This window comes from Bordetella pertussis 18323 (assembly GCF_000306945.1).
Lineage (GTDB): Bacteria > Pseudomonadota > Gammaproteobacteria > Burkholderiales > Burkholderiaceae_B > Bordetella > Bordetella pertussis.
The window spans coordinates 3,121,009-3,143,653 of sequence record NC_018518.1; the positions used below are offsets into that span (position 1 = coordinate 3,121,009).

The 22,645-nt window shown below is 67.9% G+C and carries 20 protein-coding genes and 2 pseudogenes; 10 read left to right on the forward strand and 12 right to left on the reverse strand.

Annotation, left to right across the window (positions count from 1 at the left end):
* Positions 1-9: 9 nt before the first annotated feature.
* The 4 genes from BN118_RS14680 to BN118_RS14695 all read left to right on the forward strand — a co-directional run bounded on the left by BN118_RS14680 (position 10) and on the right by BN118_RS14695 (position 4,739).
* Entirely contained in the window at positions 10-1,893 is a 1,884-nt protein-coding gene (locus BN118_RS14680; protein WP_014486102.1) for a ribonuclease catalytic domain-containing protein, read from the forward strand.
* A 37-nt stretch (positions 1,894-1,930) separates the two neighbouring features.
* The gene (locus BN118_RS14685; protein ID WP_010931246.1) at positions 1,931-2,830 is read left to right on the forward strand and encodes a TonB family protein; all 900 of its coding nucleotides are present in this window, start codon (positions 1,931-1,933) and stop codon (positions 2,828-2,830) included.
* Positions 2,827-3,690, forward strand: a complete 864-nt coding sequence (gene aroE / locus BN118_RS14690; RefSeq protein WP_010931247.1) for a shikimate dehydrogenase — start codon at positions 2,827-2,829, stop codon at positions 3,688-3,690. Before BN118_RS14685 ends, aroE begins: the two co-directional genes overlap by 4 nt.
* A 98-nt stretch (positions 3,691-3,788) precedes the next feature.
* The gene (locus tag BN118_RS14695) at positions 3,789-4,739 is read left to right on the forward strand and encodes an IS481-like element IS481 family transposase (RefSeq protein ID WP_005015810.1); all 951 of its coding nucleotides are present in this window, start codon (positions 3,789-3,791) and stop codon (positions 4,737-4,739) included.
* Between the two features lie 145 nt (positions 4,740-4,884).
* Here the strand turns inward: BN118_RS14695 and ribD are convergent, their stop codons facing one another.
* On the reverse strand, positions 4,885-6,009 hold the full coding sequence (gene ribD, locus BN118_RS14700) for a bifunctional diaminohydroxyphosphoribosylaminopyrimidine deaminase/5-amino-6-(5-phosphoribosylamino)uracil reductase RibD (protein ID WP_047122802.1): 1,125 nt from the start codon (positions 6,007-6,009) through the stop codon (positions 4,885-4,887).
* 205 nt (positions 6,010-6,214) lie between these two features.
* Here ribD and BN118_RS14705 point away from each other — a divergent pair, with 205 nt between their 5' ends.
* Positions 6,215-6,778 carry an isochorismatase family protein gene (locus tag BN118_RS14705; protein WP_023853315.1) on the forward strand — a complete coding sequence of 188 codons (564 nt, stop codon included), beginning with the start codon at positions 6,215-6,217 and terminating at the stop codon, positions 6,776-6,778.
* Between the two features lie 12 nt (positions 6,779-6,790).
* Positions 6,791-7,773, forward strand: a pseudogene (locus tag BN118_RS14710) (GlxA family transcriptional regulator).
* Between the two features lie 12 nt (positions 7,774-7,785).
* Here the strand turns inward: BN118_RS14710 and nrdR are convergent.
* The 4 genes from nrdR to tyrS all read right to left on the reverse strand — a co-directional run bounded on the left by nrdR (position 7,786) and on the right by tyrS (position 11,812).
* Positions 7,786-8,268: a transcriptional regulator NrdR gene (gene nrdR, locus BN118_RS14715; RefSeq protein ID WP_003814871.1), complete on the reverse strand. Its 483-nt coding sequence runs from the start codon at positions 8,266-8,268 to the stop codon at positions 7,786-7,788.
* Positions 8,269-8,425: 157 nt separating this feature from the next.
* Entirely contained in the window at positions 8,426-9,673 is a 1,248-nt protein-coding gene (gene glyA / locus BN118_RS14720) for a serine hydroxymethyltransferase (RefSeq protein ID WP_003814873.1), read from the reverse strand.
* Positions 9,674-9,890: 217 nt separating this feature from the next.
* A complete protein-coding gene (locus tag BN118_RS14725; RefSeq protein ID WP_003820605.1) occupies positions 9,891-10,547 on the reverse strand; it encodes a YbhB/YbcL family Raf kinase inhibitor-like protein in 657 nt (218 codons plus the stop codon).
* A gap of 35 nt (positions 10,548-10,582) precedes the next feature.
* Complete coding sequence (gene tyrS / locus BN118_RS14730) at positions 10,583-11,812, reverse strand: tyrosine--tRNA ligase (protein WP_003814877.1); 1,230 nt, start codon at positions 11,810-11,812, stop codon at positions 10,583-10,585.
* A gap of 260 nt (positions 11,813-12,072) precedes the next feature.
* On the opposite strand from tyrS, the gene BN118_RS14735 reads away from it, so the two are divergent.
* Entirely contained in the window at positions 12,073-13,488 is a 1,416-nt protein-coding gene (locus BN118_RS14735; RefSeq protein WP_010931221.1) for a M23 family metallopeptidase, read from the forward strand.
* Positions 13,489-13,493: 5 nt separating this feature from the next.
* Positions 13,494-14,630, forward strand: a complete 1,137-nt coding sequence (locus BN118_RS14740; protein WP_014905980.1) for an anhydro-N-acetylmuramic acid kinase — start codon at positions 13,494-13,496, stop codon at positions 14,628-14,630.
* 69 nt (positions 14,631-14,699) lie between these two features.
* Here the strand turns inward: BN118_RS14740 and erpA are convergent, their stop codons facing one another.
* The 7 genes and pseudogenes from erpA to pmbA form a co-directional block, all read right to left on the reverse strand.
* The gene (gene erpA, locus BN118_RS14745) at positions 14,700-15,071 is read right to left on the reverse strand and encodes an iron-sulfur cluster insertion protein ErpA (RefSeq protein ID WP_003814883.1); all 372 of its coding nucleotides are present in this window, start codon (positions 15,069-15,071) and stop codon (positions 14,700-14,702) included.
* A gap of 87 nt (positions 15,072-15,158) precedes the next feature.
* Positions 15,159-15,905 (reverse strand): DUF6776 family protein, encoded by a 747-nt coding sequence (locus BN118_RS14750; protein ID WP_014905981.1) that lies wholly within the window; start codon positions 15,903-15,905, stop codon positions 15,159-15,161.
* A 36-nt stretch (positions 15,906-15,941) separates the two neighbouring features.
* Positions 15,942-17,006, reverse strand: coding sequence for an N-acetyl-gamma-glutamyl-phosphate reductase (argC, locus tag BN118_RS14755; protein ID WP_003820599.1), 1,065 nt, complete (start codon positions 17,004-17,006; stop codon positions 15,942-15,944).
* 188 nt (positions 17,007-17,194) lie between these two features.
* A complete protein-coding gene (gene rpsI / locus BN118_RS14760; protein WP_010931224.1) occupies positions 17,195-17,587 on the reverse strand; it encodes a 30S ribosomal protein S9 in 393 nt (130 codons plus the stop codon).
* A 9-nt stretch (positions 17,588-17,596) separates the two neighbouring features.
* Positions 17,597-18,025 (reverse strand): 50S ribosomal protein L13, encoded by a 429-nt coding sequence (gene rplM, locus BN118_RS14765; protein ID WP_010927106.1) that lies wholly within the window; start codon positions 18,023-18,025, stop codon positions 17,597-17,599.
* Between the two features lie 295 nt (positions 18,026-18,320).
* A pseudogene (locus BN118_RS14770) lies at positions 18,321-19,433 on the reverse strand (TRAP transporter substrate-binding protein).
* Between the two features lie 341 nt (positions 19,434-19,774).
* A complete protein-coding gene (gene pmbA, locus BN118_RS14775) occupies positions 19,775-21,139 on the reverse strand; it encodes a metalloprotease PmbA (protein ID WP_004567741.1) in 1,365 nt (454 codons plus the stop codon).
* 58 nt (positions 21,140-21,197) lie between these two features.
* On the opposite strand from pmbA, the gene yjgA reads away from it, so the two are divergent.
* Together yjgA and BN118_RS14785 are read left to right on the forward strand one after the other, a co-directional pair.
* On the forward strand, positions 21,198-21,749 hold the full coding sequence (yjgA, locus tag BN118_RS14780; RefSeq protein WP_041166206.1) for a ribosome biogenesis factor YjgA: 552 nt from the start codon (positions 21,198-21,200) through the stop codon (positions 21,747-21,749).
* Between the two features lie 13 nt (positions 21,750-21,762).
* Positions 21,763-22,437, forward strand: coding sequence for an alpha/beta hydrolase (locus tag BN118_RS14785; protein ID WP_010931226.1), 675 nt, complete (start codon positions 21,763-21,765; stop codon positions 22,435-22,437).
* Positions 22,438-22,645: the final 208 nt, after the last annotated feature.

A 22,645-nucleotide genomic window follows, 5' to 3' on the forward strand; every position in this document is an offset into this window, starting at 1 on the left:
ATTCTCACTATGTACGTGTTTTACGACGACGACGGCGGCTTCAAGGCCGGCAATATCCTGTCCGAGACCGACGCCAGCCTGCAGGTTGAGTCGGAAACGGGCAAGCGCAGCAAGATCAAGCGCGCCAGCACCCTGTTCACCTTCGCGGCGCCGGAGCCGGCCGCGCTGATGGCCCAGGCGGCCACGCTGGCCGAGGACATCGACCTGCAGTTCCTCTGGGAGTGCGCGCCGCAGGAGGAATTCGACGCGCCCGCGCTGGCGGCCGAGTACTTCGGCCACGCCCCCGGCCCGGTCGAGCAGGCCGCCCTGCTGATGCGCCTGCACGGCGCGCCGGCCTATTTCCATCGCCGCGGCAAGGGCCGCTACCGCCCGGCCCCGCCCGACATCCTGGCCGCCGCCCTGGCCGCGCTGGAGAAAAAGCGCCTGCAGGCCGAACAGCAGCAGCAGTGGATCGACGAAATGGCCCAGGGCCGCCTGCCCGAGGCCATCGCCCAGGCGGCCGAATCGCTGCTGGTGCGTCCGGACAAGAATTCGATGCAGTGGAAGGCGTTCGACGCCGCCTGCACCCAGCTGCAGAAGACGCCCGAGCGCCTGCTGCTGGACCTGGGCGCCTGGCCGCATCCGCTGGCGCTGCACAAGCGGCGCTTCCTGGCCGTGAACTTCCCCAGGGGCGTGGGATTTCCGGCCATGGACGTGCCGTCGATCGAACGCGAACTGCCGCTGGCCGAGGGCGAGATCTACTCGGTCGACGACATCACCACCACCGAGATCGACGACGCGCTGTCGGTCAGCGCCCTGCCCGACGGCAAGATCCGCGTCGGCATCCACGTCGCCGCGCCCGGACTGGCCATTACGCGCGGCAGCGAACACGACAAGCTGGCGCGCACCCGCCTGTCCACGGTCTACATGCCGGGCGAGAAGATTCCGATGCAGCCCGACAATGTGATCCAGGCGTTTTCGCTGGACGCGGGCCGGCCGGTGCCGGCCGTGTCGCTGTATGTCACGGCCGACCCGCGCACCGGCGCGATCGAAGCCTCGGAAACCCGCCTGGAACGCATCGTGGTGCGCGAGAACCTGCGCCACAACGACCTGGACGCGCAGATTTCCGAAGCCGCGCTGGCCGATCCAGACGCCCCCCTGGCTTATGGCCACTGGCTGCGGCCGCTGTGGCAGCTGGCGCAGGCGCTGGGCGCGCAGCGCGAAGCCGTGCGCGGCAAGCCCGAAAACAATACGCGGGTCGAATACAGCTTCTACCTGGACGGCAGCCCGGACGACCCGGATACCCCGGTGCGGCTGGTGCCGCGCCAGCGCAACGCGCCGCTGGACCGCATGGTGGCCGAGTACATGATCCTGGCCAACAACATCTGGGGCGGCCTGCTGAACCAGCACGGCGTGCCGGGCATCTACCGCTCGCAGCAGGCCGGCCGGGTGCGCATGAGCACGCAGGCGCTGCCGCACGAAGCGATCGGCGTGCCGCAATATGCCTGGAGCACCTCGCCGCTGCGCCGCTATGTCGACCTGGTCAACCAGTGGCAATTGATCGCGGCCGTCGAGCACGGCGTGTCGGCGCGCCTGGTGGCGCCCTTCAAGCCGCGCGACGCCGACCTCTATGCCATCATCGGCGCGTTCGACGCGCAGTATGCGGCCTGGGCTGATTTCCAGAACGCCATGGAGCGCTATTGGTGCATGCGCTGGCTCAAGCAGCAGGGAATCAGCCGCACGACCGCCCACGTGCTGCGCGAGGACCTGGTGCGCCTGGCCAACGCGCCGCTGGTCACGCGCGTGGGCGGCCTGCCCGAGCTGGAACGCGGCGCGGCGGTGCAGATCGACATCATGAATATGGACGAACTGGCGCTGGAGCTGGACTGCCGCTACCTGGGGCCGGCGGACTGAGATCACGCCGCGCGCCGGTTCGCCCTAAAATGCACGGGTGCGACGCTCCGCTTCCTCCTCTTCGATCCTGACGCGCTTCTGGCGCTGGCTGGGCGCCCCCGCCCAGCACTACCTGCTGGTCGGCACGGCCATCTCGCTGCTGGTGCACGCCGGCGCGCTGGCTTGGCGCTTCGCCGGGCCAGCGCCCGCGCGCCCCCAGGCCTCGACGCTGGAGATCGTGCTGGTCAACGCCCGCACCGACAGCGCGCCGGTCACGGCGCAGGTGCTCGCGCAAAGCCAGGTCGATGGCGGCGGCAACGCCGCGCGCGGGCTGGCCGCCACGCCGCTGCCGCAGACCGGCCGCAACGCCGAGACCATCGTGCTGGAAGCCATGCGCAAGCGCCAGGCGCAACTGGAGGCCGAGCAGGACCGGCTGCTAACGCAGCTGCAGTCGCAGGCCAGGACCGGCCAGGAGCGCCAGCCGGTGCACCCATGGCCGGACGCCTCCGAACCCGGGCTGGACCCGCGCGAACAACCCGGCGTGATCCAGAACGCCCAGATCGCCACGCTGGCCAACCGCGTGCAAGCCTACAACGCCCAGCCGCGCAAGGAATTCGTGGCCCCGGCCGCCCAGGCCTCGCGCCATGCCGCCTACCTGGACGCCTGGCGCACCCGCATCGAAACCATCGGCACGCGCCACTACCCCGAAGACGCGCGCGGCCGCATCTACGGCTCGCTGCGCATCACCGTCACGGTGCGCGCCGACGGCAGCCTGGCCGATTTCGAGATCGACCAGCCCTCGCCGCACGCCGTGCTGAACCAGGCGGCGCGCCGCATCGTGCAGATGGCCGCGCCATTCCCGCCGTTCCCGCCCGAGATGGCGCGCGACACCGACGTGCTGGTCATCACGCGCACCTGGCATTTCGTCAACGACTCCCTGGAAACGACCGCCCCATGACCCTGCCGGCCTCTCCGCCCCGCTATGCCGTCATCGGCAATCCGATCGCGCACAGCCGCTCGCCGCAGATCCACGCCATGTTCTCGGCCCAGACCGGCCGCCCGCTGCGCTACGAGCGGCTGCTGGCGCCCGTGGACGGCTTCCTGCCCACCGTGCAGGCCTTCCGCGAGAGCGGCGGGCTGGGCCTGAACGTGACCGTGCCCTTCAAGCTGGAAGCCTACGCGCTGGCCGAGGCGCGCCTGTCCGAGCGGGCGCGGCTGGCCGGCGCTGTCAATACCTTGTCGTGGCGCGACGGCGCCTGGCACGGCTGCAATACCGACGGCGTCGGGCTGGTCAACGACCTGCTGCGCCTGGGCGTGGCGCTGGCCGGCGCGCGGGTGCTGCTGGTGGGCGCCGGCGGCGCCGCGCGCGGCGTACTGCAGCCGCTGGCCGCGGCCGGCTGCGCCCGCATCCATATCGTCAACCGTACCGCCGCGCGCGCCGCCGAGCTGGCGGCCGCCTGGCGCGCCGCGGCGCCGCGCACCGGCACGCAGGTCAGCGCCGGCGCCCTGGCCCAGGCCGCCGAACCCGGCGGCTGGGACGTGGCCATCAACGCCACGGCCAGCGGCCTGCAGGGCGCGGCGCCGGACCTGCCCGGCGGCCTGTACGCGCCCGACGCCCTGGCCTACGACATGATGTACGGCGCGCGGCCCACCGCCTTCATGCGCCAGGCCGAGGCCGACGGCGCGGCGCGCTGCGCCGACGGCCTGGGCATGCTGGTCGGCCAGGCCGCCGAGAGCTTCCATATCTGGCACGGCGTGCGGCCCGACCCCGGGCCGGTGCTGCTGGCCCTGCGCACCGAACTGCTGGCCGCGGGCTAGCTGTGAAGATTCAATAGGTTGTATGCATGGTTCATCCGAACCGGATTTGAGAAACTGGAAATCGCCAACCCCCCAGTTCACTCAAGGAGCCCGGCCGGATGAACACCCATAAGCATGCCCGATTGACCTTCCTACGTCGACTCGAAATGGTCCAGCAATTGATCGCCCATCAAGTTTGTGTGCCTGAAGCGGCCCGCGCCTATGGGGTCACCGCGCCGACTGTGCGCAAATGGCTGGGCCGCTTCCTGGCTCAGGGCCAGGCGGGCTTGGCCGATGCGTCCTCGCGCCCGACGGTCTCGCCCCGAGCGATTGCGCCGGCCAAGGCGCTGGCTATCGTGGAGCTGCGCCGCAAGCGGCTGACCCAAGCGCGCATCGCCCAGGCGCTGGGCGTGTCAGCCAGCACCGTCAGCCGCGTCCTGGCCCGCGCCGGTCTGTCGCACCTGGCCGACCTGGAGCCGGCCGAGCCGGTGGTGCGCTACGAGCATCAGGCCCCCGGCGATCTGCTGCACATCGACATCAAGAAGCTGGGACGTATCCAGCGCCCTGGCCACCGGGTCACGGGCAACCGACGCGATACCGTTGAGGGGGCCGGCTGGGACTTCGTCTTCGTGGCCATCGATGACCACGCCCGCGTGGCCTTCACCGACATCCACCCCGACGAGCGCTTCCCCAGCGCCGTCCAGTTCCTCAAGGACGCAGTGGCCTACTACCAGCGCCTGGGCGTGACCATCCAGCGCTTGCTCACCGACAATGGCTCGGCCTTTCGCAGCCGCGCCTTCGCCGCGCTGTGCCATGAGCTGGGCATCAAGCACCGCTTTACCCGACCTTACCGCCCACAGACCAATGGCAAGGCCGAACGCTTCATCCAGTCGGCCTTGCGTGAGTGGGCTTACGCTCACACCTACCAGAACTCCCAACACCGAGCCGATGCCATGAAATCCTGGCTACACCACTACAACTGGCATCGACCCCACCAAGGCATCGGGCGCGCTGTACCCATCTCCAGACTCAACCTGGACGAATACAACCTATTGACAGTTCACATCTAGCCATCAATGGCGAGCCTGGCAGCGACCAGCGTCGAATGCTAACAACCCATCGGATAGACGCGCGCCACGCGCACCGCGTTCCGATCGCGCAATCGCCTTTGCACATTTGGACAATTCATTGCGCCCGCCATGATGGGCGCATGGTTTATCCGCGCTGTCGCGACGCGGCGCTCACGCTGTCTTGCAGCGCGCGCCAGCGCGACGCCACCCGGGCTCGCAGGCGCACATCGGTGCCTACCGGAGCCAGTTCGGCGAATTCGAAGCGGCGCGCCCCATCGAGATGTTCGAGCAAGGGCAGTCGTACCATGCCCGCCGCGTCGCCCAGCAGGACGGGCGCCAGATACACCAGCAACTCGTCCACGCAATCCTCAGCAAGCAGCGCGCCTGACAATCCGGCCCCCGCTTCCACGTGCACTTCGTTGATTTCCTGGCTGGCCAGCCAACGCATCACGGCGGGCAGGTCGACGCGGTCCGGACGCACGCCCGGCAGTTCGATCACGCGCGCGTTGCGGTCGGCCATGCGGCGCGCCTTGGCCGCATCGGAGCGGGCCGTGAAAATCAGCACTTGCGCCCCGTCGTCGAACAGGCGCGCGTCCTCGGGGATTTCGAAGCGGCCATCGATGACCGCCTTGCGCGGCGGATGGCTGGTCTGCACCGCGCGCGCATTCAATTGCGGATCGTCCTTGAGCACCGTGCCCATGCCGGTCAGCACCACGCCGCTGCGGGCGCGCCAATGGTGGCCGTCGGCGCGCGCGGCTTCGCCGGTGATCCACTGCGATACGCCGTTGTGCAGGGCGCTGCGCCCGTCCAGCGAGGTGGCCAGCTTCAGCCAGACCCACGGCAGGCCGCGGCTCATGCGCGCCGCGAAGCCCGCGTTCAGTTCCAGCGCCTCGTCGCGGCACACGTCCTCGGTCACCGCGATGCCGGCGGCGCGCAGCCGCGCCAGGCCCTGGCCGTTGACGCGCGGATTGGGGTCGCCCATGGCGACCACCACGCGCGCCGGCGCCGCCGCCACCAGGGCATCGACGCACGGCGGCGTGCGGCCGAAATGGCTGCATGGCTCCAGCGTCACGTACACGGTGGCGCCGGCCAGCGAAGCGCCGCGCGCGGCGGCCTCGCGCAGCGCGCACACCTCGGCGTGCGGGCCGCCTGGCGGCTGCGTGGCGCCCTCGCCCAGCACCTGCCCGTCGCGCACGATGACGCAGCCCACGCGCGGATTGGGGGCCGTGCTGTACATGACCGAACGCGCCAGTGCCAGGGCGCGCCGAATCCAGGAAACGTCGTCGGTGGGCGTGGAAGTATTCACGATCGAGATTGTATGCGCGGGCAGGCGCGCTTCCGGCTACAGTAGCACGCAACGGTCAATCATGTCCGTATCGGTCCGGTGAAGGTCCATGGCGGTTCTCGCCCGGCCTCGGCCCGGCGCGCAGAATAGCGCTTCAGCCACGCCAAAACCGCTACCCAGGAGCCTCGCCATGAAACAAGCGCTGATCGTCATCGATGTCCAGGAATCCTTCCGTCACCGTCCGTTTTGGGACGATAGCGAACTGCCGGCGTTCCTGGCGCAAGTCCAGGCGCTGATCGACGGCTGCCGGCAACGCGATATCCCCGTACTGCAAGTGTTCCATGTCAACGCCGCCAACGACCCCGCCTCGCCGTTCGCGCCGGCCTCGGGGCACGTGGTCGCCCTGCGCGAACTGCGCATCGCCCCGACCGCCGTGTTCCGCAAGACGGTCCACTCGTCCCTGTACGCCCGGGACGAGGCCGGCCACACCCTGCACGACTGGCTGCTCGAGCATGGCGTCGGCGAGATCATCGTCTGCGGCATCCGCACCGAGCAGTGCTGCGAAACCACCACCCGCCACGCCTCGGACGCCGGCTTCAAGGTCCGTTTCGCGCTGGACGCCACGCTGACCTTCGCCATGCGCGCCGCATCGGGCAAGACCTACACGCCGGCCGAGATCCGGGAACGCACCGAGCTGGTGCTGCAGGACCGCTTCGCGCAAGTCCTGCCGGCCGCCGCCGCGCTGGCCGCCTGAGCGCGGCGCGCCATGGTCCCGGTCTATTTCGTGGTGCCCGCGGGCCTGGTCCTGCTGGACCTGGCCGGGCCCGCCGAAGCATTCCGCATCGCCAACAAACTGCGCCCCGGCTCGTTCGCGCTGCATTACTGCGGTCCCGAACCCGAGGTGGAATGCGGGCTGGCCGGGCTGCACCTGAGCCGGCTCGCCCCTCTGCCCGCCAGCCTGCCGGCCCAGGCGCTGGTGGTGGTGCCCGGCGTGGTCGACGCCGCCTTCCAGCTCGACCGCCCGCCGCTGCGCGCCGTGGTGGACTGGCTGGCGCGCTGCCGCGCGCAGGGCCGCTTCGACCTGATGTCGGTTTGCTCGGGCGCGCTGCTCGCCGCCGCGGCCGGGCTGCCGGCCCATCGCGAGTGCACCAGCCACCACCATTGCCTGCCCGGCCTGGCGCGGCTCGAGCCTACCGCGCGCATTCACGACAATCGCATTTTTGTGGAGGATGACGGCATCTGGACCAGCGCCGGCGTCACCGCCGGCATCGACCTGGCGCTCTACCTGGTAAGCCGCGCGTGCGGGCCGCGCGTGCGGGCCGCGCGTGCGGGCCGCGCGTGGCCAGCGCCGTGGCGCGCGACCTGGTGGTCTACCTGCGCCGCGCCGGCACCGACCCGGCCATCTCGCCCTGGCTGGACGGCCGCAACCACATGCACCCCGGCGTGCACCGGGTGCAGGACGCCATCGTGCACAATCCCGCGGCGGCCTGGACGCCGCAAACCCTGGCGGCGCAGGCCCATATCAGCGCGCGCCATCTCAGCCGCCTGTTTGCCGAGCACGCGGGCTGCACGCCCATGGATTACCTGTACCGGGTGCGGCTGGCGCTGGCGCGCGAACTGATCCGCGAGACGCGGCTGGACCTCGAACACGTGGCCGAGCGCGCCGGATTCGGCTCGGCCCACCATATGCGGCGGGTCTGGCGCCGCCACGAATCGGGCTCGCCCAGCGCCGCCCGGCACCCCGCCTGACGCCGCGGCGCCCTAGTCCTTGCGCAGTTTCTTGCCCGGCAGCAAGGGCCCTTGCATCTCGCGGATCGCCTCGACGAACTCGCCGATGTCCTCGAAGCTCTTGTAGACCGAGGCATAGCGTACGTAGGCCACCTTGTCCAGGCGCTTGAGCTCGCCCATGACCAGTTCGCCGATCTGCTCGCTGGGCACTTCGCGCATGCCGCTGGCCAGCAGGGTTTCCTCGATGCGCGCCACGGCGCTGTCGACCTCGTCGGTGCTGACCGGCCGCTTGCGCAAGGCCAGGGACAGGCTGCCGCGCACCTTGCCGGCGTCATACTCGGTGCGGCTGCCGTCGCGCTTGACCACCGACGGCATGGCCAGTTCGACGCGTTCGTAGGTGGTGAAGCGTTTGTCGCAGGACAGGCAACGGCGGCGACGCCGGATGGTGTCACCCTCTTCCGACACCCTGCTGTCGACAACCTGGGTATCGGCGTTGCCGCAGAATGGACACCTCATGCGCGCTCCCCGTACGGATGATGCGGATATTGTAATAACGCGCGGCCCGCATCGGGCGCGCCGGCGCCAAAACCGTGGTAATTCCGCCCATCAATGAAAAAAGACAGGCCCTTGCGGGCCTGTCTTGCCGGCGGCGGGCGGCCTGCGCCCGGCCGCATCAGTTGCCGTAGACGGGCAGGCGGGCGGTCAGTTCATTGACCCGCGCGCGCACCGCGGCGATGTTCGCCTCGTCGCGCGGATTGTCCAGCACGTCGGCGATCAGGTTGGCGGTCAGCTCGGCCTCGGCCTCCTTGAAGCCGCGGGTGGTCATGGCCGGAGTGCCCAGGCGGATGCCGCTGGTCACGAAGGGCTTTTCCGGGTCGTTGGGAATGGCGTTCTTGTTGACCGTGATGTGGGCCTGGCCCAGCACCGCTTCCGCTTCCTTGCCGGTAATGCCCTTGGGACGCAGGTCCACCAGCATGACGTGGCTTTCGGTCCTGCCCGACACGATGCGCAGGCCGCGCTTGACCAGCGTATCGGCCAGCACCTTGGCGTTCTTGACGACCTGCTGGGCGTAATCCTGGAACTCGGGCGACAGCGCTTCCTTGAAGGCCACGGCCTTGGCCGCGATGACGTGCATCAGCGGACCGCCCTGGATGCCCGGGAAGATGGCCGAATTGACGGCCTTCTCGAACTCGGCCTTCATCATGATGACGCCGCCGCGCGGGCCGCGCAGCGACTTGTGCGTGGTGGAGGTGACGAAATCGGCGTGCGGCACCGGGTTGGGATAGGCGCCGCCGGCCACCAGGCCGGCATAGTGGGCGATGTCCACCATGAACAGCGCGCCGTTGTCGTGGGCGATGCGCGCCATGCGCTCGAAGTCGATGTGCAGCGCGTACGCGGAGGCGCCGGCCACGATCAGCTTGGGCTTGTGTTCCTTGGTCAGCCGCTCGACCTGGGCGTAGTCCAGCACCTCGTCGGCGTCCAGGCCGTAGGGCACGAAGTTGTACAGCTTGCCCGAGGCGTTGACCGACGCGCCGTGCGTCAGGTGACCGCCTTCGGCCAGGCTCATGCCCAGCACGGTATCGCCCGGCTTGAGCACCGCCATGTACACGCCCTGGTTGGCCTGCGAGCCGGAGTTCGGCTGCACGTTGGCGGCCTCGGCGCCGAAAATCTGCTTCAGGCGGTCGATGGCCAGCTGCTCGACCACGTCGACGTACTCGCAACCGCCGTAGTAGCGCTTGCCCGGGTAGCCTTCCGCATACTTGTTGGTCAGTTGCGTGCCCTGGGCCTGCATCACGGCGGGGCTGGCGTAGTTCTCGGACGCGATCAGCTCGATGTGCTGTTCCTGGCGTACGTCTTCTTTCTGGATGGCGGCCCAGACGTCGGGATCCACCTGGTCGAGGGTCAGGTTGCGGTTGAACATGGAGTTCCTGGTGCGGGTAGGTAGGGAAAACAAGGGCAGCCGTGATGCTGCGATTGCGCTAGTGTACAGCGACAGCGCCCCCCCCCCGCCGGGGCGCGGACGCCCCGAAACGGGCCAAATTCGCGCTTCGGAACACAAAAACCGCGCAATCTCCCGTCTACCGCAAAAATGCCTCAAGTCGGCATGAGCCAGGCTCAAGCAAGCCCGGCTGCCGCGGTCACGAACTGGTGGTGGCGCCGATCTGGCGCGGCGCCAGGTCCGGATTGAGGGTATAGGTGCCGGTCAGCGACGCCTGGGCCAGCACGTGCCCTTGCATGGCCTTGAGCGCGTCCAGGCCGGTGAACGACCCTTGCAGGTTCAGCGAGGGGACATCCAGCGCGTACAGCGTGAACACATAATGGTGCACGCGCTCGTCGTTCCAGGGCGGGCACGGACCGTCGTAGCCGAAGTAGTCGCCGTTCATGTCGCGGTCGGCGGCAAACCAGCCGGTGTAGTCGTTGACGCCCTGGCGCGCGTTGTTGGGCGCCAGCGGCCCGCCCTTGCCGCGCGGCGTGATGCCGTCGGAGAAGGCGCCTTCCTGGATTTCGCGCATGTCCGCCGCCAGGTCGACCAGCACCCAGTGGAAGAAATCGACGCGCGGCAGGTCGGCCGGCACCGTGCGGCCCTCCTGGTTGACGTCGTCGGGTTGGGAGGGCACGTCCGGATCGTGGCAGATCAGCGCGAACGACTGGGTGCCGTCGGGCACGTCGTCCCACGAAAACTGGGGGTTGAAGTTGTCAGCCAGCGCGACGTGCGATTGCGCGTCGATCCTGCCGAATGCATACCGCTCGGGGATCGACTCGTTATCGGAAAAGGACAGACTCGATAAGTTCATGTCGTGCTCCTGGAAGTGGGACCCTCGATAAGAGGCTACCCCACCAACTTAACACGCGCAAACTTGCGCTTGCCCACCTGTACGACATAGGTGCCGGCGGACAATTGCAACGATTTGTCTTCGACCCGGTCGCCGTTGACGCGCACCCCGCCCTGCTCGACGTTGCGCTGGGCCTCGGAACCGGAGGCAACCAGCCCGGCCTCGCGCAGGATGCGCAGGATACCCTGGGGAGCGCCGCCCACGGTCACCTCGGGCATGTCCTCGGGAATGGCGCCGTCGCGAAAGCGCGCCTCGAACGCGGCCAGCGCCGCCTCGGCGGCCTGCGGCGAGTGAAAGCGCGCCACGATCTCCTGCGCCAGCGCGACCTTGGCGTCGCGCGGGTTGCGGCCGCCGTCGATCTCGGCCTTCAGCGCCGCGATGTCGGCCAGCGAACGGAACGACAGCAGTTCGTAGTAGCGCCACATGAGCGTGTCGGAGATCGACATCAGCTTGCCGAACATCGATTCGGGCGCTTCCGAGATGCCGATGTAGTTGCCCTTGGACTTGGACATTTTCTCGACGCCGTCGGTGCCCACCAGCAGCGGCATGGTCAGGATGCACTGCTGCTCCTGGCCGTATTCCTTCTGCAGTTCGCGGCCCACCAGCAGGTTGAACTTCTGGTCGGTGCCGCCCAGCTCCAGGTCGGCCTTCAGGGCGACCGAGTCATAGCCCTGCAGCAGCGGATACAGGAATTCGTGCACCGCGATCGGCACGCCGCCCTTGAAGCGCCTGGTGAAATCCTCGCGCTCCATCATGCGGGCCACGGTATAGCGCGAGGCCAGCTGGATCATGCCGCGCGCGCCCAGCGGATCGCACCATTCCGAGTTGTAGCGGATCTCGGTGCGGGCCGGGTCCAGCACCAGGCTGGCCTGGGCGTAATAGGTCTTGGCGTTGGTCTCGATCTGCTCGCGCGTCAGCGGCGGGCGGGTCGAATTGCGGCCGCTGGGGTCGCCGATCGTCGAGGTGAAATCGCCGATCAGGAAAATGACGTTGTGGCCCAGGTCCTGCAACTGGCGCATCTTGTTGAGCACCACCGTGTGCCCCAGGTGGATGTCCGGCGCGGTGGGGTCCAGCCCCAGCTTGATGCGCAGCGGCACTCCGGTCGCGCGGCTGCGGGCCAGCTTGCGGGCAAACTCGGATTCCACCAGCAATTCGTCGCAGCCGCGGCGTGCGATGGCCAGGTCGGCCTCGACTTCAGGAGTGATTGGGGCTTCGGGGTGAGACATGTCAATGGGCCAAATGGATGAATCTTGGCTAAAAAAGATGTAAAAACTACTGAAATAAGTCGAAAATTTTAGCCGAATCCGCTAGGATACTGCCCTAATCATACGCAACTGTCATCGTACGGTTGCTGTCCCGGCTAAATCCACCCGTTTGTTTCACGAAATACGCTAGCAGGCGTATGCCCCTCGCACCGGAATGTGCCGGAGGGCGCGCACGCGCAGCGTTTGCTTGAATCTCACGCAGGCTGAAAGGTTTTTTCACGATGAATCGTGGCCCCAACAGTTTGGTGCGCAGCTTCAAACGCAAAGTTGCCGCCCTGTTCGCCCCTCCTGTCGAACCTACCTCGCGTGGCGGCGCCCTGCTCCGCCGCACCCTGACAGTCTCCGCGCTCGGCCTGTTCGCCGGCGCCGCCGCGCTGGGCATGGTTCAACAGCCCGACCGCTCCGAACTTCCCCCCTTGCGCCTGATCGACAGCGTCCTGCCGCTCGAGGCGGGCCAGATGCAGGTCAGCGACGCCAGCAACGCCCCCTATATCAGCGAAACCCGCATCCGCGCCGGCGACACCCTGGCCGCCGTGCTGCAGCGCCTGGACATCGACAGCCCGCGGCTGCAGAACTTCCTGACCCACGACGCCAGCGCGCGCAGCATCTACAAGCTGTACCCGGGCCGCTCGGTACAGGCCGCCACCAACGAGAACGGCGACCTGGTCTGGCTGCGCTACATCCACACCCCCGGCAACGAATCCGGCGGGCAGGTGGTCACGCGGCTGCTGCACGTGGCGCCCGACGGCGCCAACGGCTACAAGGCCGAGGAAGTCACCCAGGGCACCGAACAACAGACCCGCGTCGCGGTCGGCACCATCCGCTCCTCGCTGTTCGGCGCCACCGACGCGGCGGGCATCCCCGACTCGGTCACCATGCAGATGGCCGACATCCTCAGCTCCAAGATCGACTTCCTGCGCGACCTGCGCCAGGGCGACCAGTTCCGCGTGGTGTACGAGGTCCGCACCCACGAAGGCCGCTATGCGGGCGCCGGGCGCGTGCAGGCGCTGGAATTCATCAACGGCGACAAGACCTACAACGCCGTCTGGTTCAGCCCGGACGGCAAGAGCGGCTCCTACTACGACTTCGACGGAACCAGCCTGCGCGGCGCCTTCCTGCGTACCGCCCTGAAGTTCAGCCGCATCAGCTCGACCTTCGGCATGCGCATGCATCCCATCCACAAGACCTGGACCGGCCACAAGGGCGTCGATTACGCGGCCCCCACGGGCACCCCGATCCACGCCACGGCCGACGGCACGGTGGAGTTCGCGGGCTGGCAGAACGGCTACGGCAATGTGGTCATCATCAAGCACCACGGCAAGTACTCGACGCTGTACGCCCACCAGAGCCGCATCGCCTCCGGCCTCAAGAAAGGCCAGAAAATCGCCCAGGGCGAACTGGTCGGCTACGTCGGCTCGACCGGCTGGGCCACCGGCCCGCACCTGCACTACGAGTTCCGCGTCAACAACCAGCCGATCGACCCGCTCGCGGTCGACCTGCCGGTGGCGCGCAAGCTGGAACCCGCCGAACTGCGCGCCTTCACGCAGGCGGTGCAGCCGTACAAGCAGCAGATCAAGCTGCTGACCGAGTTCCAGCAGACCCTGCCGGAAGGCTCGGCCACCGTGGCCAGCCGCTGACCCGCATGGACAGCACGACGCACGGCCCGCGCACCCATGTGCCGGGCCGTTTGTTCATCGGCCTGATGTCCGGCACCAGCATGGACGGCGCCGACGGCGTGCTGGTACGGCTGGACGGGCCGCGACCCGAGGTGCTGGCCAGCGCCAGCCTGCCCATGCCCGCCGCCCTGCGCAACGAGCTGTTCGCGCTCAACCATGCCGGCGCCAACGAGCTGGAGCGCGCCGCGCTGGCCGCCAACGGCCTGGCGCGCCTGTATGCCCGGGCCGTGCGCCAGTTGCTGGACCAGGCCGGACTGCAACCCGGCGACGTGGCGGCGATCGGCGCCCACGGCCAGACCGTCAGGCACCGCCCCGACCTGGGCTATACCCTGCAACTGAACGCGCCGGCCCTGCTGGCCGAGCTGGCCGGCATCGACGTGGTGGCCGATTTCCGCAGCCGCGACGTGGCCGCCGGCGGCCAGGGCGCGCCGCTGGTGCCGCCTTTCCATGCCGCGTTGTTTGCCGGCGGCCAGGCGCGCGCCGTGCTCAACCTGGGCGGCATCGCCAATGTCACGCTGCTCGAACCCGGCCGGCCGCCGCGCGGCTTCGACACCGGGCCGGCCAACGTCCTGCTGGACGCATGGTGCCAGCGCCACACCGGCCAGCCTTACGACGCCGACGGCCGGTTCGCCGCGCAAGGCCAGGTGCTGGCCGACCTGCTCGAACACCTGATCGCCAGCGAGCCGTGGTTCGCCCTGGCGCCGCCCAAATCGACCGGACGCGACCTGTTCAACCTGGATTGGCTGCTGGCACGGCTGCAGGCATTCGATGGCCCGGCGCCGCAACCGCAGGACGTGCAGGCCACGCTGCAGCGCCTGACGGCGCGCACGGTCGCCAATGCCATCGACGCCAGCGCGGCCGCGCCGCGCGATGTGCTGGTCTGCGGCGGCGGAGCCCGCAATCCGGGCCTGATGCGCGAGCTGGCCTATTGCCTGCAGCGCCCGGTACGCCCCACCGACGATGCCGGCGTGCCGGCACAGTGGGTCGAGGCGCTGGCCTTCGCCTGGCTGGCCCAGGCCTGCCTGGACCGCATTCCTGCCGGCCTGCCCACGGTCACCGGCGCGCGCGCCGCGCGCGTGCTGGGCGCGCTCTATCCTGCCTGAAGCGCCCAAACGAAAAGGCCCTCCGGCGCATGCCGAAGGGCCTCGATCGCGGACCGGGCCGCGCGCCGCTTACACCGAGAACGACGAACCGCAGCCGCAGGTGGTGGACGCGTTGGGATTGCGAATGACGAACTGCGCGCCTTCGAGGTCTTCCTTGTAGTCGATCTCGGCGCCGACCAGGTACTGGAAGCTCATCGGGTCGACCAGCAGCTGCACGCCTGCCTTGTCGAGCACGGTGTCGTCGTCGTTGACCACTTCATCGAACGTGAAGCCGTACTGGAAGCCGGAACAGCCGCCGCCTTGCACGAACACGCGCAGCTTCAGTTCGGGGTTGCCCTCTTCGGCCAACAGATCCTTGACCTTGGCGGCCGCCGAGTCGGTGAAGACCAGCGGCACGGGCGGCGGAGCCTGCAGATCGACGGTTTCGGTAACAGCATTCATGGTTGACTCCTGGCCATCGCGGCCGAATTCCAGTGGGCGGAGCGATACCGCCCGGATAAGATCACTATAGCGCAGCCGCGACAGGACTCAAAATTCCAGTTTCACGGTGCGCGTCGCACGAACGGTCGTGTCTTCCAGCACACTGACCGTCACGGTTTCGGGGACAAAGCCATCGGGCAGATCAAGCAGGCCCTGGCTGCGCTGGTATTGGTCGAACTGCAAGGCCAGCAGGCTGGCACCGGCTTCGGGCACGGTGGCGCCTCCGCCTTCCGCCTTGACCGTCAGCGGCTCCAGGTCGCGCGTGACCGTCTCGCCCTTGAGCGTGCCGGTGGCCTGGAACCGCAACGCGCCGGAAAACGGCGTTTCGCCGCGTCCGCTGCGCATCAGCAGCACCTTGTAGCGCAGGCCCTGGCCTTCACGCTCAAAGGCCACGCCGCGGATATCGACCGAGCCGGCCGGCCCGGGCGGCAGCAATTGCTCGTAGAAAGCCAGCTGGTCGCGCACCCGCCCCACTTCCGACTGGGCGCTTTGCAACTGGGTCTCGAACTCGGTGCGGGCCGCCCGCTCGACGGCAATCTCGCCATCGGCCGTATCGAGCTGGGCGCGCAGGAAGCGCGCCTCGGCTTCCCGCTGCTGCATGGCGGCTTCCTGCGCGGCCACTTGCTGGCGGGTCAGCACGACGGCGTCATCCGGGCCCTGGTGCGCCAGGCCGTAGCGCCAACCGGCCACCGCGCCCACCACCAGGCCCGCCGCCAGGGCCAGCCAGGCCCGGGCGCGGCCCTGCGGCCGCGCAACGGGTGCGCGGGGCTGGACGGAGGCGGAATCGTCAGGCATGACTGCACGGCCGGGCCTCGCGGCCCGGCCTGGGTGTTACGGCAGGATGGCGACCTGGTCCAGGCCGGCGGATTCGGGCAGGCCGAACATGAGGTTCATGTTCTGCACGGCCTGGCCGGACGCGCCCTTGACCAGGTTGTCCTGGACCACGAGGATGACCAGCTGGTCGCCGCCGCCCGGCCGTTGCACCGAGATGCGCAGGTTGTTGGAGGCGCGCACCGAACGGGTTTCCGGCAGGCTGCCGGCCGGCATGACATCGACGAACGGCTCGTCGGCATAGCGGGCCTCGAACAGCGCCTGGAAATCGGTGTCGCGAGCCTGCGGCAGGATGCGGGCGTACAGCGTGGAGAACATGCCGCGGATCATGGGCACCAGGTGCGGCACGAACGTCAGCCCCACCTTGCCGCCGGCCAGCTTCTCGAGCTGGGCGACGATTTCCGGCTGATGGCGGTGGCCGGCCACGCCATAGGCCTTGAAGTTGTCGCTCGCCTCGGAGAACAGCGAGCCCACCTCGGCCTTGCGGCCGGCGCCCGACACGCCCGACTTGCAGTCGGCGATCAGGGTCTGGACGTCGACCAGTTGCTTGCCGCCCTCGATCAGCGGAGCCAGGCCCAGCAGCACCGTGGTGGGATAGCAGCCCGGGTTGCCGATCACCCGCGCCTTGGAGATGGCCTCGCGGTTGAGCTCGACCAGGCCATAGACGGAGTCGGCCAGGATGTCGGGGCAGGTATGCGGAATCTTGTACCAGCGCTCGAACACGGCCGTGTCCTGCAGGCGGAAATCGGCGGCAAGGTCGATGACGCGGGTGCCGGCGGCCAGCAGTTCGGCCGCCTGCGCCATGGCCACGCCATGCGGGGTCGCGAAGAACACCACGTCGCAATCGGTCAGCGAGGCTTTCTCGGGCGCCGAGAAGGCCAGCTTCACGCGGCCGCGCAGGTTGGGATACATGTCGGCCACCGGCAATCCGTCTTCCTTGCGGGACGTGATGGCGGTCAACTCCACGTGGGGATGCTGCGACAGCAGGCGCAGCAGCTCGACGCCGGTATACCCGGTGCCGCCGACGATGCCAACCTTGATGCGCGAATTCGATGCTTGGGCCATGGTGAGGTTCCGTAAAACGTAGAACGATTGTATCGCTCAAAAAACGGAGACAGGCCGCGCAATGGGTACGCGCCGCCACCCCGTTTCCGACCGGACGACCGGCGCGGAGTTCCGCGCCGCACTGCAAGACGCCCGAAACCGGGGCGCCATAAGCAAAAAGGCCGCTTTCGCGGCCTTTTTGCGGGACATTAGCGCTTGCTGAACTGCTTGCGCCGACGTGCCTTGCGGAAGCCGACTTTCTTGCGTTCGACTTCTCGCGCGTCTCGCGTGACGAAACCAGCTTGCGACAGCGCGGGCTTGAGCGCCGCGTCGTAGTCGATCAGGGCGCGCGTGATGCCGTGACGCACCGCGCCGGCCTGGCCGGTTTCACCGCCACCGTGCACGTTGACCTTGATGTCGAACGACTCGAGATGGCCGGTCAGTTCGAGCGGCTGGTGCACGATCATGCGGCCGGTTTCGCGAGCGAAGAACTCGTCGACAGGCTTGCCGTTGACGACGATCTTGCCCGAACCCTTCTTGATGAAAACACGAGCCACCGAGGTTTTGCGACGGCCGGTTCCGTAGTTCCAGTTACCGATCATGGCGTTTCCTTAGAATTCCAGCGGCTTGGGCTGCTGAGCAGTGTGCGGGTGCTCGGCACCGGCGTACACCTTGAGTTTCTTGATCATGGCGTAGCCCAGCGGCCCCTTGGGCAGCATGCCCTTGACAGCCTTCTGGATAGCGCGGCCGGGAAAACGCTGCTGCATTTTCTCGAAGTTCGTTTCACGGATGCCACCGGGGTAGGTGGTGTGGCGGAAGTACTTCTTGTCTTGCGCCTTGTTGCCCGTGACAACGATATCGGCAGCGTTGATGATGACGATGTAATCGCCGGTATCAACGTGCGGCGTGAATTCGGGTTTGTGCTTGCCACGCAGACGGTGTGCGACTTCGCTGGCCACACGACCGAGGACCTTGCCCTTGGCGTCGATCACAAACCAGTCACGCTTGACTTCATGCGGCTTGGCCACAAAGGTCTTCATGATGGTTCCTAGATAAAAATATTTGCTTTGCCAGGACATCCGGCAAAGTTTTTTCCCAAATCGCCAGATGCCGGAAATGTTTGCCGGGAAATACCCGCAAACCCTCCAAGGCCCTGCCGCATGCCCTTCCCGCCTAAGCGTTATTACCCGCCCGTGCAAAAAGTCAAACAAAGGGAAAGTCGGCCATTCTAGCACAGCTGCTCAAATAGTGGGCAAGCGCGCCGCAGGCGTTGCGCCCAAACAGCAGGGGCCGCCCCGAAGGGCGGCCCCTGGCCGGACCGAAACGGCGGCCGGCTTACTTCCTGCCGGCCATCGCCACGCCGAGATATTGGTCGTACGACCCTTCGGCGAGACGGAACCAGGGCACCACGCTGTCGCGAAAGCCCATGTAGTTCTCGTAGATGGCCTTGAACTTCGGGTCCTTGTCCGAGAACTCCTTGTACACGGTCAGGGCGGCCTCATAGGACGCGTCCATGACCGAACGCGGGAACGCGCGCAGCTCGGCGCCGCCGGCGATCAGCTTGCGCAGCGCGGGCGGGTTGAGCGCGTCGTAGCGCGAGGTCATGGCCACGTGGGCGACGCGGCTGGCGGCCTCGACGATGGCCTGGTAGCTCTTGGGCAGGCCTTCCCAGGCGCCTTCGTTCAGATACAGCGACACCTGCGGACCGCCTTCCCACCAGCCCGGGTAGTAGTAGTACTTGGCGACCTTGTTGAAGCCCAGCTTCTCGTCGTCGTACGGGCCGACGAACTACGGGCCGACGAACTCGACCGCGTCCAGCGTGCCCTTCTCCAGCGACGGATACACGTCGCCGCCGGCCAGCTGCTGCGGCACCACGCCCATGCGCGAGAGCACCTCGCCGGCAAAGCCGGCGGTGCGCATCTTCAGGCCCTTGAGATCTTCCGGCGACTTGATTTCCTTGCGATACCAGCCGCCCATCTGCACGCCGGTATTGCCCATCGGGAAGTTGACGATCTTCAGCGGCTTGAACATTTCGCGGGTCAGCTTCATGCCGTCGCCGTCGAACATCCAGGCATTCATCTGGCGCGCGTTCAGGCCGAACGGCACGGCCGAGTCGAAGCAGTAGGCCGGATCCTTGCCGTAGTAGTAGTACGAGACGGTGTGGCCGCATTCGATGGTGTTGTTCGACACCGCGTCCATCACCTGCAGGGCCGGGACGATTTCGCCGCCGGGGAACTGGCGGATATTGAACTTGCCGCCGGTGGCCTCGGACACGAACTTGACGAAGATTTCGCCCGTGCCGAACAGGGTGTCCAGGCTGCGCGGGAAGCTGGACGCCATGCGCCAGTTGAGCGTGGGCGCGTCCTGCGCGAAGACCGGCGCGGCGACCGCGGCGCTGCCTGCGACCGCGCCGAGACCGGCGTGCTTGAGAAATGAACGACGTTGCATCTTCAGGCTCCTCCTGATGCTACGGATTTTGAGAAATAAGCAATACCCGCCGGATATTACACGTTGTCATACGTCCTGTTGATGGGGTTTTATCAAGATGCCGGCCTTGCGCCGCCGAGGCCGCGCCGATGCTGCACCGCAAAAATCCGTCTCTCCGCCGGGCGGGCGCGCCGTGAATGGCGCGGGAACGACAGGAGCCCGCGTGCGCATGACGGGGCGCCTGTCCCCGCATGGCGAGGGGGCCTGTCCCGGCCGGGACAGGCTCCCCGTCATACGCCATGAACGAGACAGTGCCTGTCCCCACGGGGACAGGCACCCTGCCGGCGCCGGCTGGAGGACGATCAGGTGCCCGCCACCGACATTTGCTCGATCAGGATGGACCCCGTGGTCTTGGTGCCGCGCGAGATCGCGTCGGACCCCACGGCGACGATATGGCGGAACATGTCGACCAGGTTGCCGGCGATCGTGATCTCCTGCACGGCATGCTGGATCTTGCCGTTCTCGACCCAATAGCCGAACGCGCCGCGCGAGTAGTCGCCCGACACGTAGTTCACCCCCTGGCCGATCAGCTCGGTGACCAGCAGGCCGGTGCCCAGCTTGCGCAGCATGGCCTCGAAGTCGTCGCCGGGCCGCGTCAGGCGCGAGGACAGCGTGAGGTTGTGCGAGCCGCCGGCGTTGCCCGTGGTGGCCATGCCCAGCTTGCGCGCCGTATAGGACGACAGGAAATAGCCTTCGAGCACGCCGGCGCTGACCACGCTGCGCGCGCGCGTGCGCACGCCCTCGTCGTCGAACGGCGAACTGCCCATGGCGCCCGGGATGTGCGGGTTCTCGGACACGTCGATGTGGTCGGCGAAGATCGGCTTGCCCAGCGCATCGACCAGGAAGGTGGCCTTGCGGTACAGCGCGCCGCCGTTGGCGGCCTGGGTGAAGGCGCCCAGCAGGCCCAGCGCCAGCGGAGCCTCGAACAGCACCGGGAACTTGCCGGTGCGCAGGCGGCGCGCCGACAGGCGCGACAGCGTGCGCTCGGCCGCATAGCGGCCGACCACTTCGGGCGCGGCCAGCCGGTTGGGGTTGCGGTCGGAGGTGTACCAGTAGTCGCGCTGCATGTTGTTGCCGCGCCCGGCGATCGGCGCCACCGACAGGCTGTGGCGCGAATAGGGGTAGCCGCCCAGGAAGCCGCGGGTGTTGCCCATGACGAACTGGCCTTCGTACGAGGCCACCGACGCGCCGTCGGTATTGGTGATGCGCGCATCGACGTCGCGGGCCGCGCGCTCGGCGCGCAGCGCCAGCTCGGCCGCCTCTTCGGTGGTGACCGGCCACGGATAGTGCAGGCCCAGGTCCGGGAACTCGGTGGCCAGCAGGTCGGCGTCGGGCAGGCCGGCGGCCGGATCGGCCGCGGTATGGCGGGCGATGTGCCAGGCGGCCTCGACCGTTTCGCGCAGGGCCTGCTCGGAGAAGTCCGAGGTCGAGGCCGAGCCGCGGCTCTGGCCGGCGTAGACGGTCAGGTCGAGCGAGCGGTCGCGCGTCTGCTCGACCGTCTCGATATCGTTCTTGCGCACGGAAACCGACAGCCCCAGGCTTTCGGAGACTTCGGCCGCGGCGTCGCTGGCGCCGGCTTGGCGGGCATAGGCGAGCACCTGCTCGACCAGTTCGGAGAATCGCGCGTGGTTCGCCGCGATCGGCAAGGAGTTTGAAGAATTGACCATTGCTGTCCAGTTTGCTGAGACGGTTATCATAGCCAAGTCCGTCTCTACGCAGTTTCCCATGAGTTCCCATTCCCAAGAACCCGTCGGCGAAGAAAATTTCGACGATTCCGAATACGACCGCCCCAACAAATCCCAGGTCAAGCGCGAAATGCACGCGCTGCTGGACCTCGGCAAGGAGCTGGTCGAGCTCTCGCCCGAACGGCTGCGCCAGCTGCCGCTCGAAGAACGGCTGTACGAGGCGATCCGCGAAGCCCAGCGCACCACCGGCCGCGCAGGCCGCCGGCGCCAGATCCACTTCGTGGGCAAGCTGATGCGCAGCGCGCCGGCCGAGGCCATCCGCGCCCAGCTCGATACCTGGCGCAATGGCTCGCGCGAGGAAACCGCCGCCATGCACCGCCTGGAAGCGCTGCGCGAGCGGCTGCTCACGGACGACGACGCCCTGACCGCCGTGCTGCAGCGCAACCCCGACGCCGACATCCAGCACCTGCGCGCGCTGATCTGCGCCGCCCGCAAGGAAGCCGCCGCCAACGCCGCCCTGTCGCAGGGCCAGGAACCGCAGCGCAAACAGTACCGGGCCCTGTTCCAGGCCCTCAAGAACCTTTCGGCCTGAGCCGCCCCGACCCATGACCGCCCAAACCGATCTCCTGGACTGCATCGAACTCGAAACCGCGCCCAACCCCACCCATGCCGTGATCTGGCTGCATGGCCTGGGCGCCGACGGCAACGATTTCGTGCCCATCGTGCCCGAGCTGCGGCTCGATGGCCTGGCCGTGCGCTTCGTGTTCCCCAACGCCCCCGTGCAGCCGGTCACCATCAACGGCGGCATGGCGATGCGCTCGTGGTACGACATCCTGGTGACGGACCTGGTGCGCCGCGAGGACGCCGCGGGCATCCGCGCCTCGGAGGCCGCGGTGCGCACCCTGATCGCGCGCGAGAACGAGCGCGGCATTCCCGCCTCGAAGATCGTGCTGGCCGGCTTTTCGCAAGGCTGCGCCATGACGCTGCACACGGGGCTGCGGCTGGACCAGCAACTGGCGGGCATGATGGGCCTGTCCGGCTATTTGCCACTGCTCGACAGCGCCGCCGCCGAGCGCCATCCCGCCAACGCGGCCACGCCCATCTTCCTGGCCCATGGCCTGTACGACCCGGTCGTCGCGCCCGAGCGCGCCGACGCCTCGCGCGCGCACCTGCAGGCGTTGGGCTACGACGTGCGCTGGCACACCTACCCCATGCCGCATTCGGTCTGCCTGGAAGAAGTCGCCGACATCGGCGCGTTCTTGCGGGAAGTGCTGCGCTGAATCAGAACTGTATACAGTAAGAAATACCGCTCCGTCCCTCCATCGAGAGACGTAGACTGTTTCCATAGAGGAAAACGCTAATCCCAAAACACTTGTGGGCCCGCCATTTTTGAATATAGTATCCAAAATGTAGTCAGGCCTACTTCAGTAGCGGTCCCAGGCCTTCCTGTTTCATCCCTCTACCCCGTATGGCCATGTGCCGACTCCG

Excerpts from the sequence above, each read along its gene's own strand:
- BN118_RS14680 (WP_014486102.1), top strand. The coding sequence starts at position 10 with ATGTACGTGTTTTACGACGACGACGGCGGCTTCAAGGCCGGCAATATC.
- aroE (WP_010931247.1), top strand. The coding sequence starts at position 2,827 with ATGACCCTGCCGGCCTCTCCGCCCCGCTATGCCGTCATCGGCAATCCG.
- BN118_RS14695 (WP_005015810.1), top strand. The coding sequence starts at position 3,789 with ATGAACACCCATAAGCATGCCCGATTGACCTTCCTACGTCGACTCGAA.
- BN118_RS14705 (WP_023853315.1), top strand. The coding sequence starts at position 6,215 with ATGAAACAAGCGCTGATCGTCATCGATGTCCAGGAATCCTTCCGTCAC.
- nrdR (WP_003814871.1), bottom strand. The coding sequence starts at position 8,268 with ATGAGGTGTCCATTCTGCGGCAACGCCGATACCCAGGTTGTCGACAGC.
- glyA (WP_003814873.1), bottom strand. The coding sequence starts at position 9,673 with ATGTTCAACCGCAACCTGACCCTCGACCAGGTGGATCCCGACGTCTGG.
- BN118_RS14725 (WP_003820605.1), bottom strand. The coding sequence starts at position 10,547 with ATGAACTTATCGAGTCTGTCCTTTTCCGATAACGAGTCGATCCCCGAG.
- tyrS (WP_003814877.1), bottom strand. The coding sequence starts at position 11,812 with ATGTCTCACCCCGAAGCCCCAATCACTCCTGAAGTCGAGGCCGACCTG.
- BN118_RS14735 (WP_010931221.1), top strand. The coding sequence starts at position 12,073 with ATGAATCGTGGCCCCAACAGTTTGGTGCGCAGCTTCAAACGCAAAGTT.
- BN118_RS14740 (WP_014905980.1), top strand. The coding sequence starts at position 13,494 with ATGGACAGCACGACGCACGGCCCGCGCACCCATGTGCCGGGCCGTTTG.
- erpA (WP_003814883.1), bottom strand. The coding sequence starts at position 15,071 with ATGAATGCTGTTACCGAAACCGTCGATCTGCAGGCTCCGCCGCCCGTG.
- BN118_RS14750 (WP_014905981.1), bottom strand. The coding sequence starts at position 15,905 with ATGCCTGACGATTCCGCCTCCGTCCAGCCCCGCGCACCCGTTGCGCGG.
- argC (WP_003820599.1), bottom strand. The coding sequence starts at position 17,006 with ATGGCCCAAGCATCGAATTCGCGCATCAAGGTTGGCATCGTCGGCGGC.
- rpsI (WP_010931224.1), bottom strand. The coding sequence starts at position 17,587 with ATGATCGGTAACTGGAACTACGGAACCGGCCGTCGCAAAACCTCGGTG.
- rplM (WP_010927106.1), bottom strand. The coding sequence starts at position 18,025 with ATGAAGACCTTTGTGGCCAAGCCGCATGAAGTCAAGCGTGACTGGTTT.
- pmbA (WP_004567741.1), bottom strand. The coding sequence starts at position 21,139 with ATGGTCAATTCTTCAAACTCCTTGCCGATCGCGGCGAACCACGCGCGA.
- yjgA (WP_041166206.1), top strand. The coding sequence starts at position 21,198 with ATGAGTTCCCATTCCCAAGAACCCGTCGGCGAAGAAAATTTCGACGAT.
- BN118_RS14785 (WP_010931226.1), top strand. The coding sequence starts at position 21,763 with ATGACCGCCCAAACCGATCTCCTGGACTGCATCGAACTCGAAACCGCG.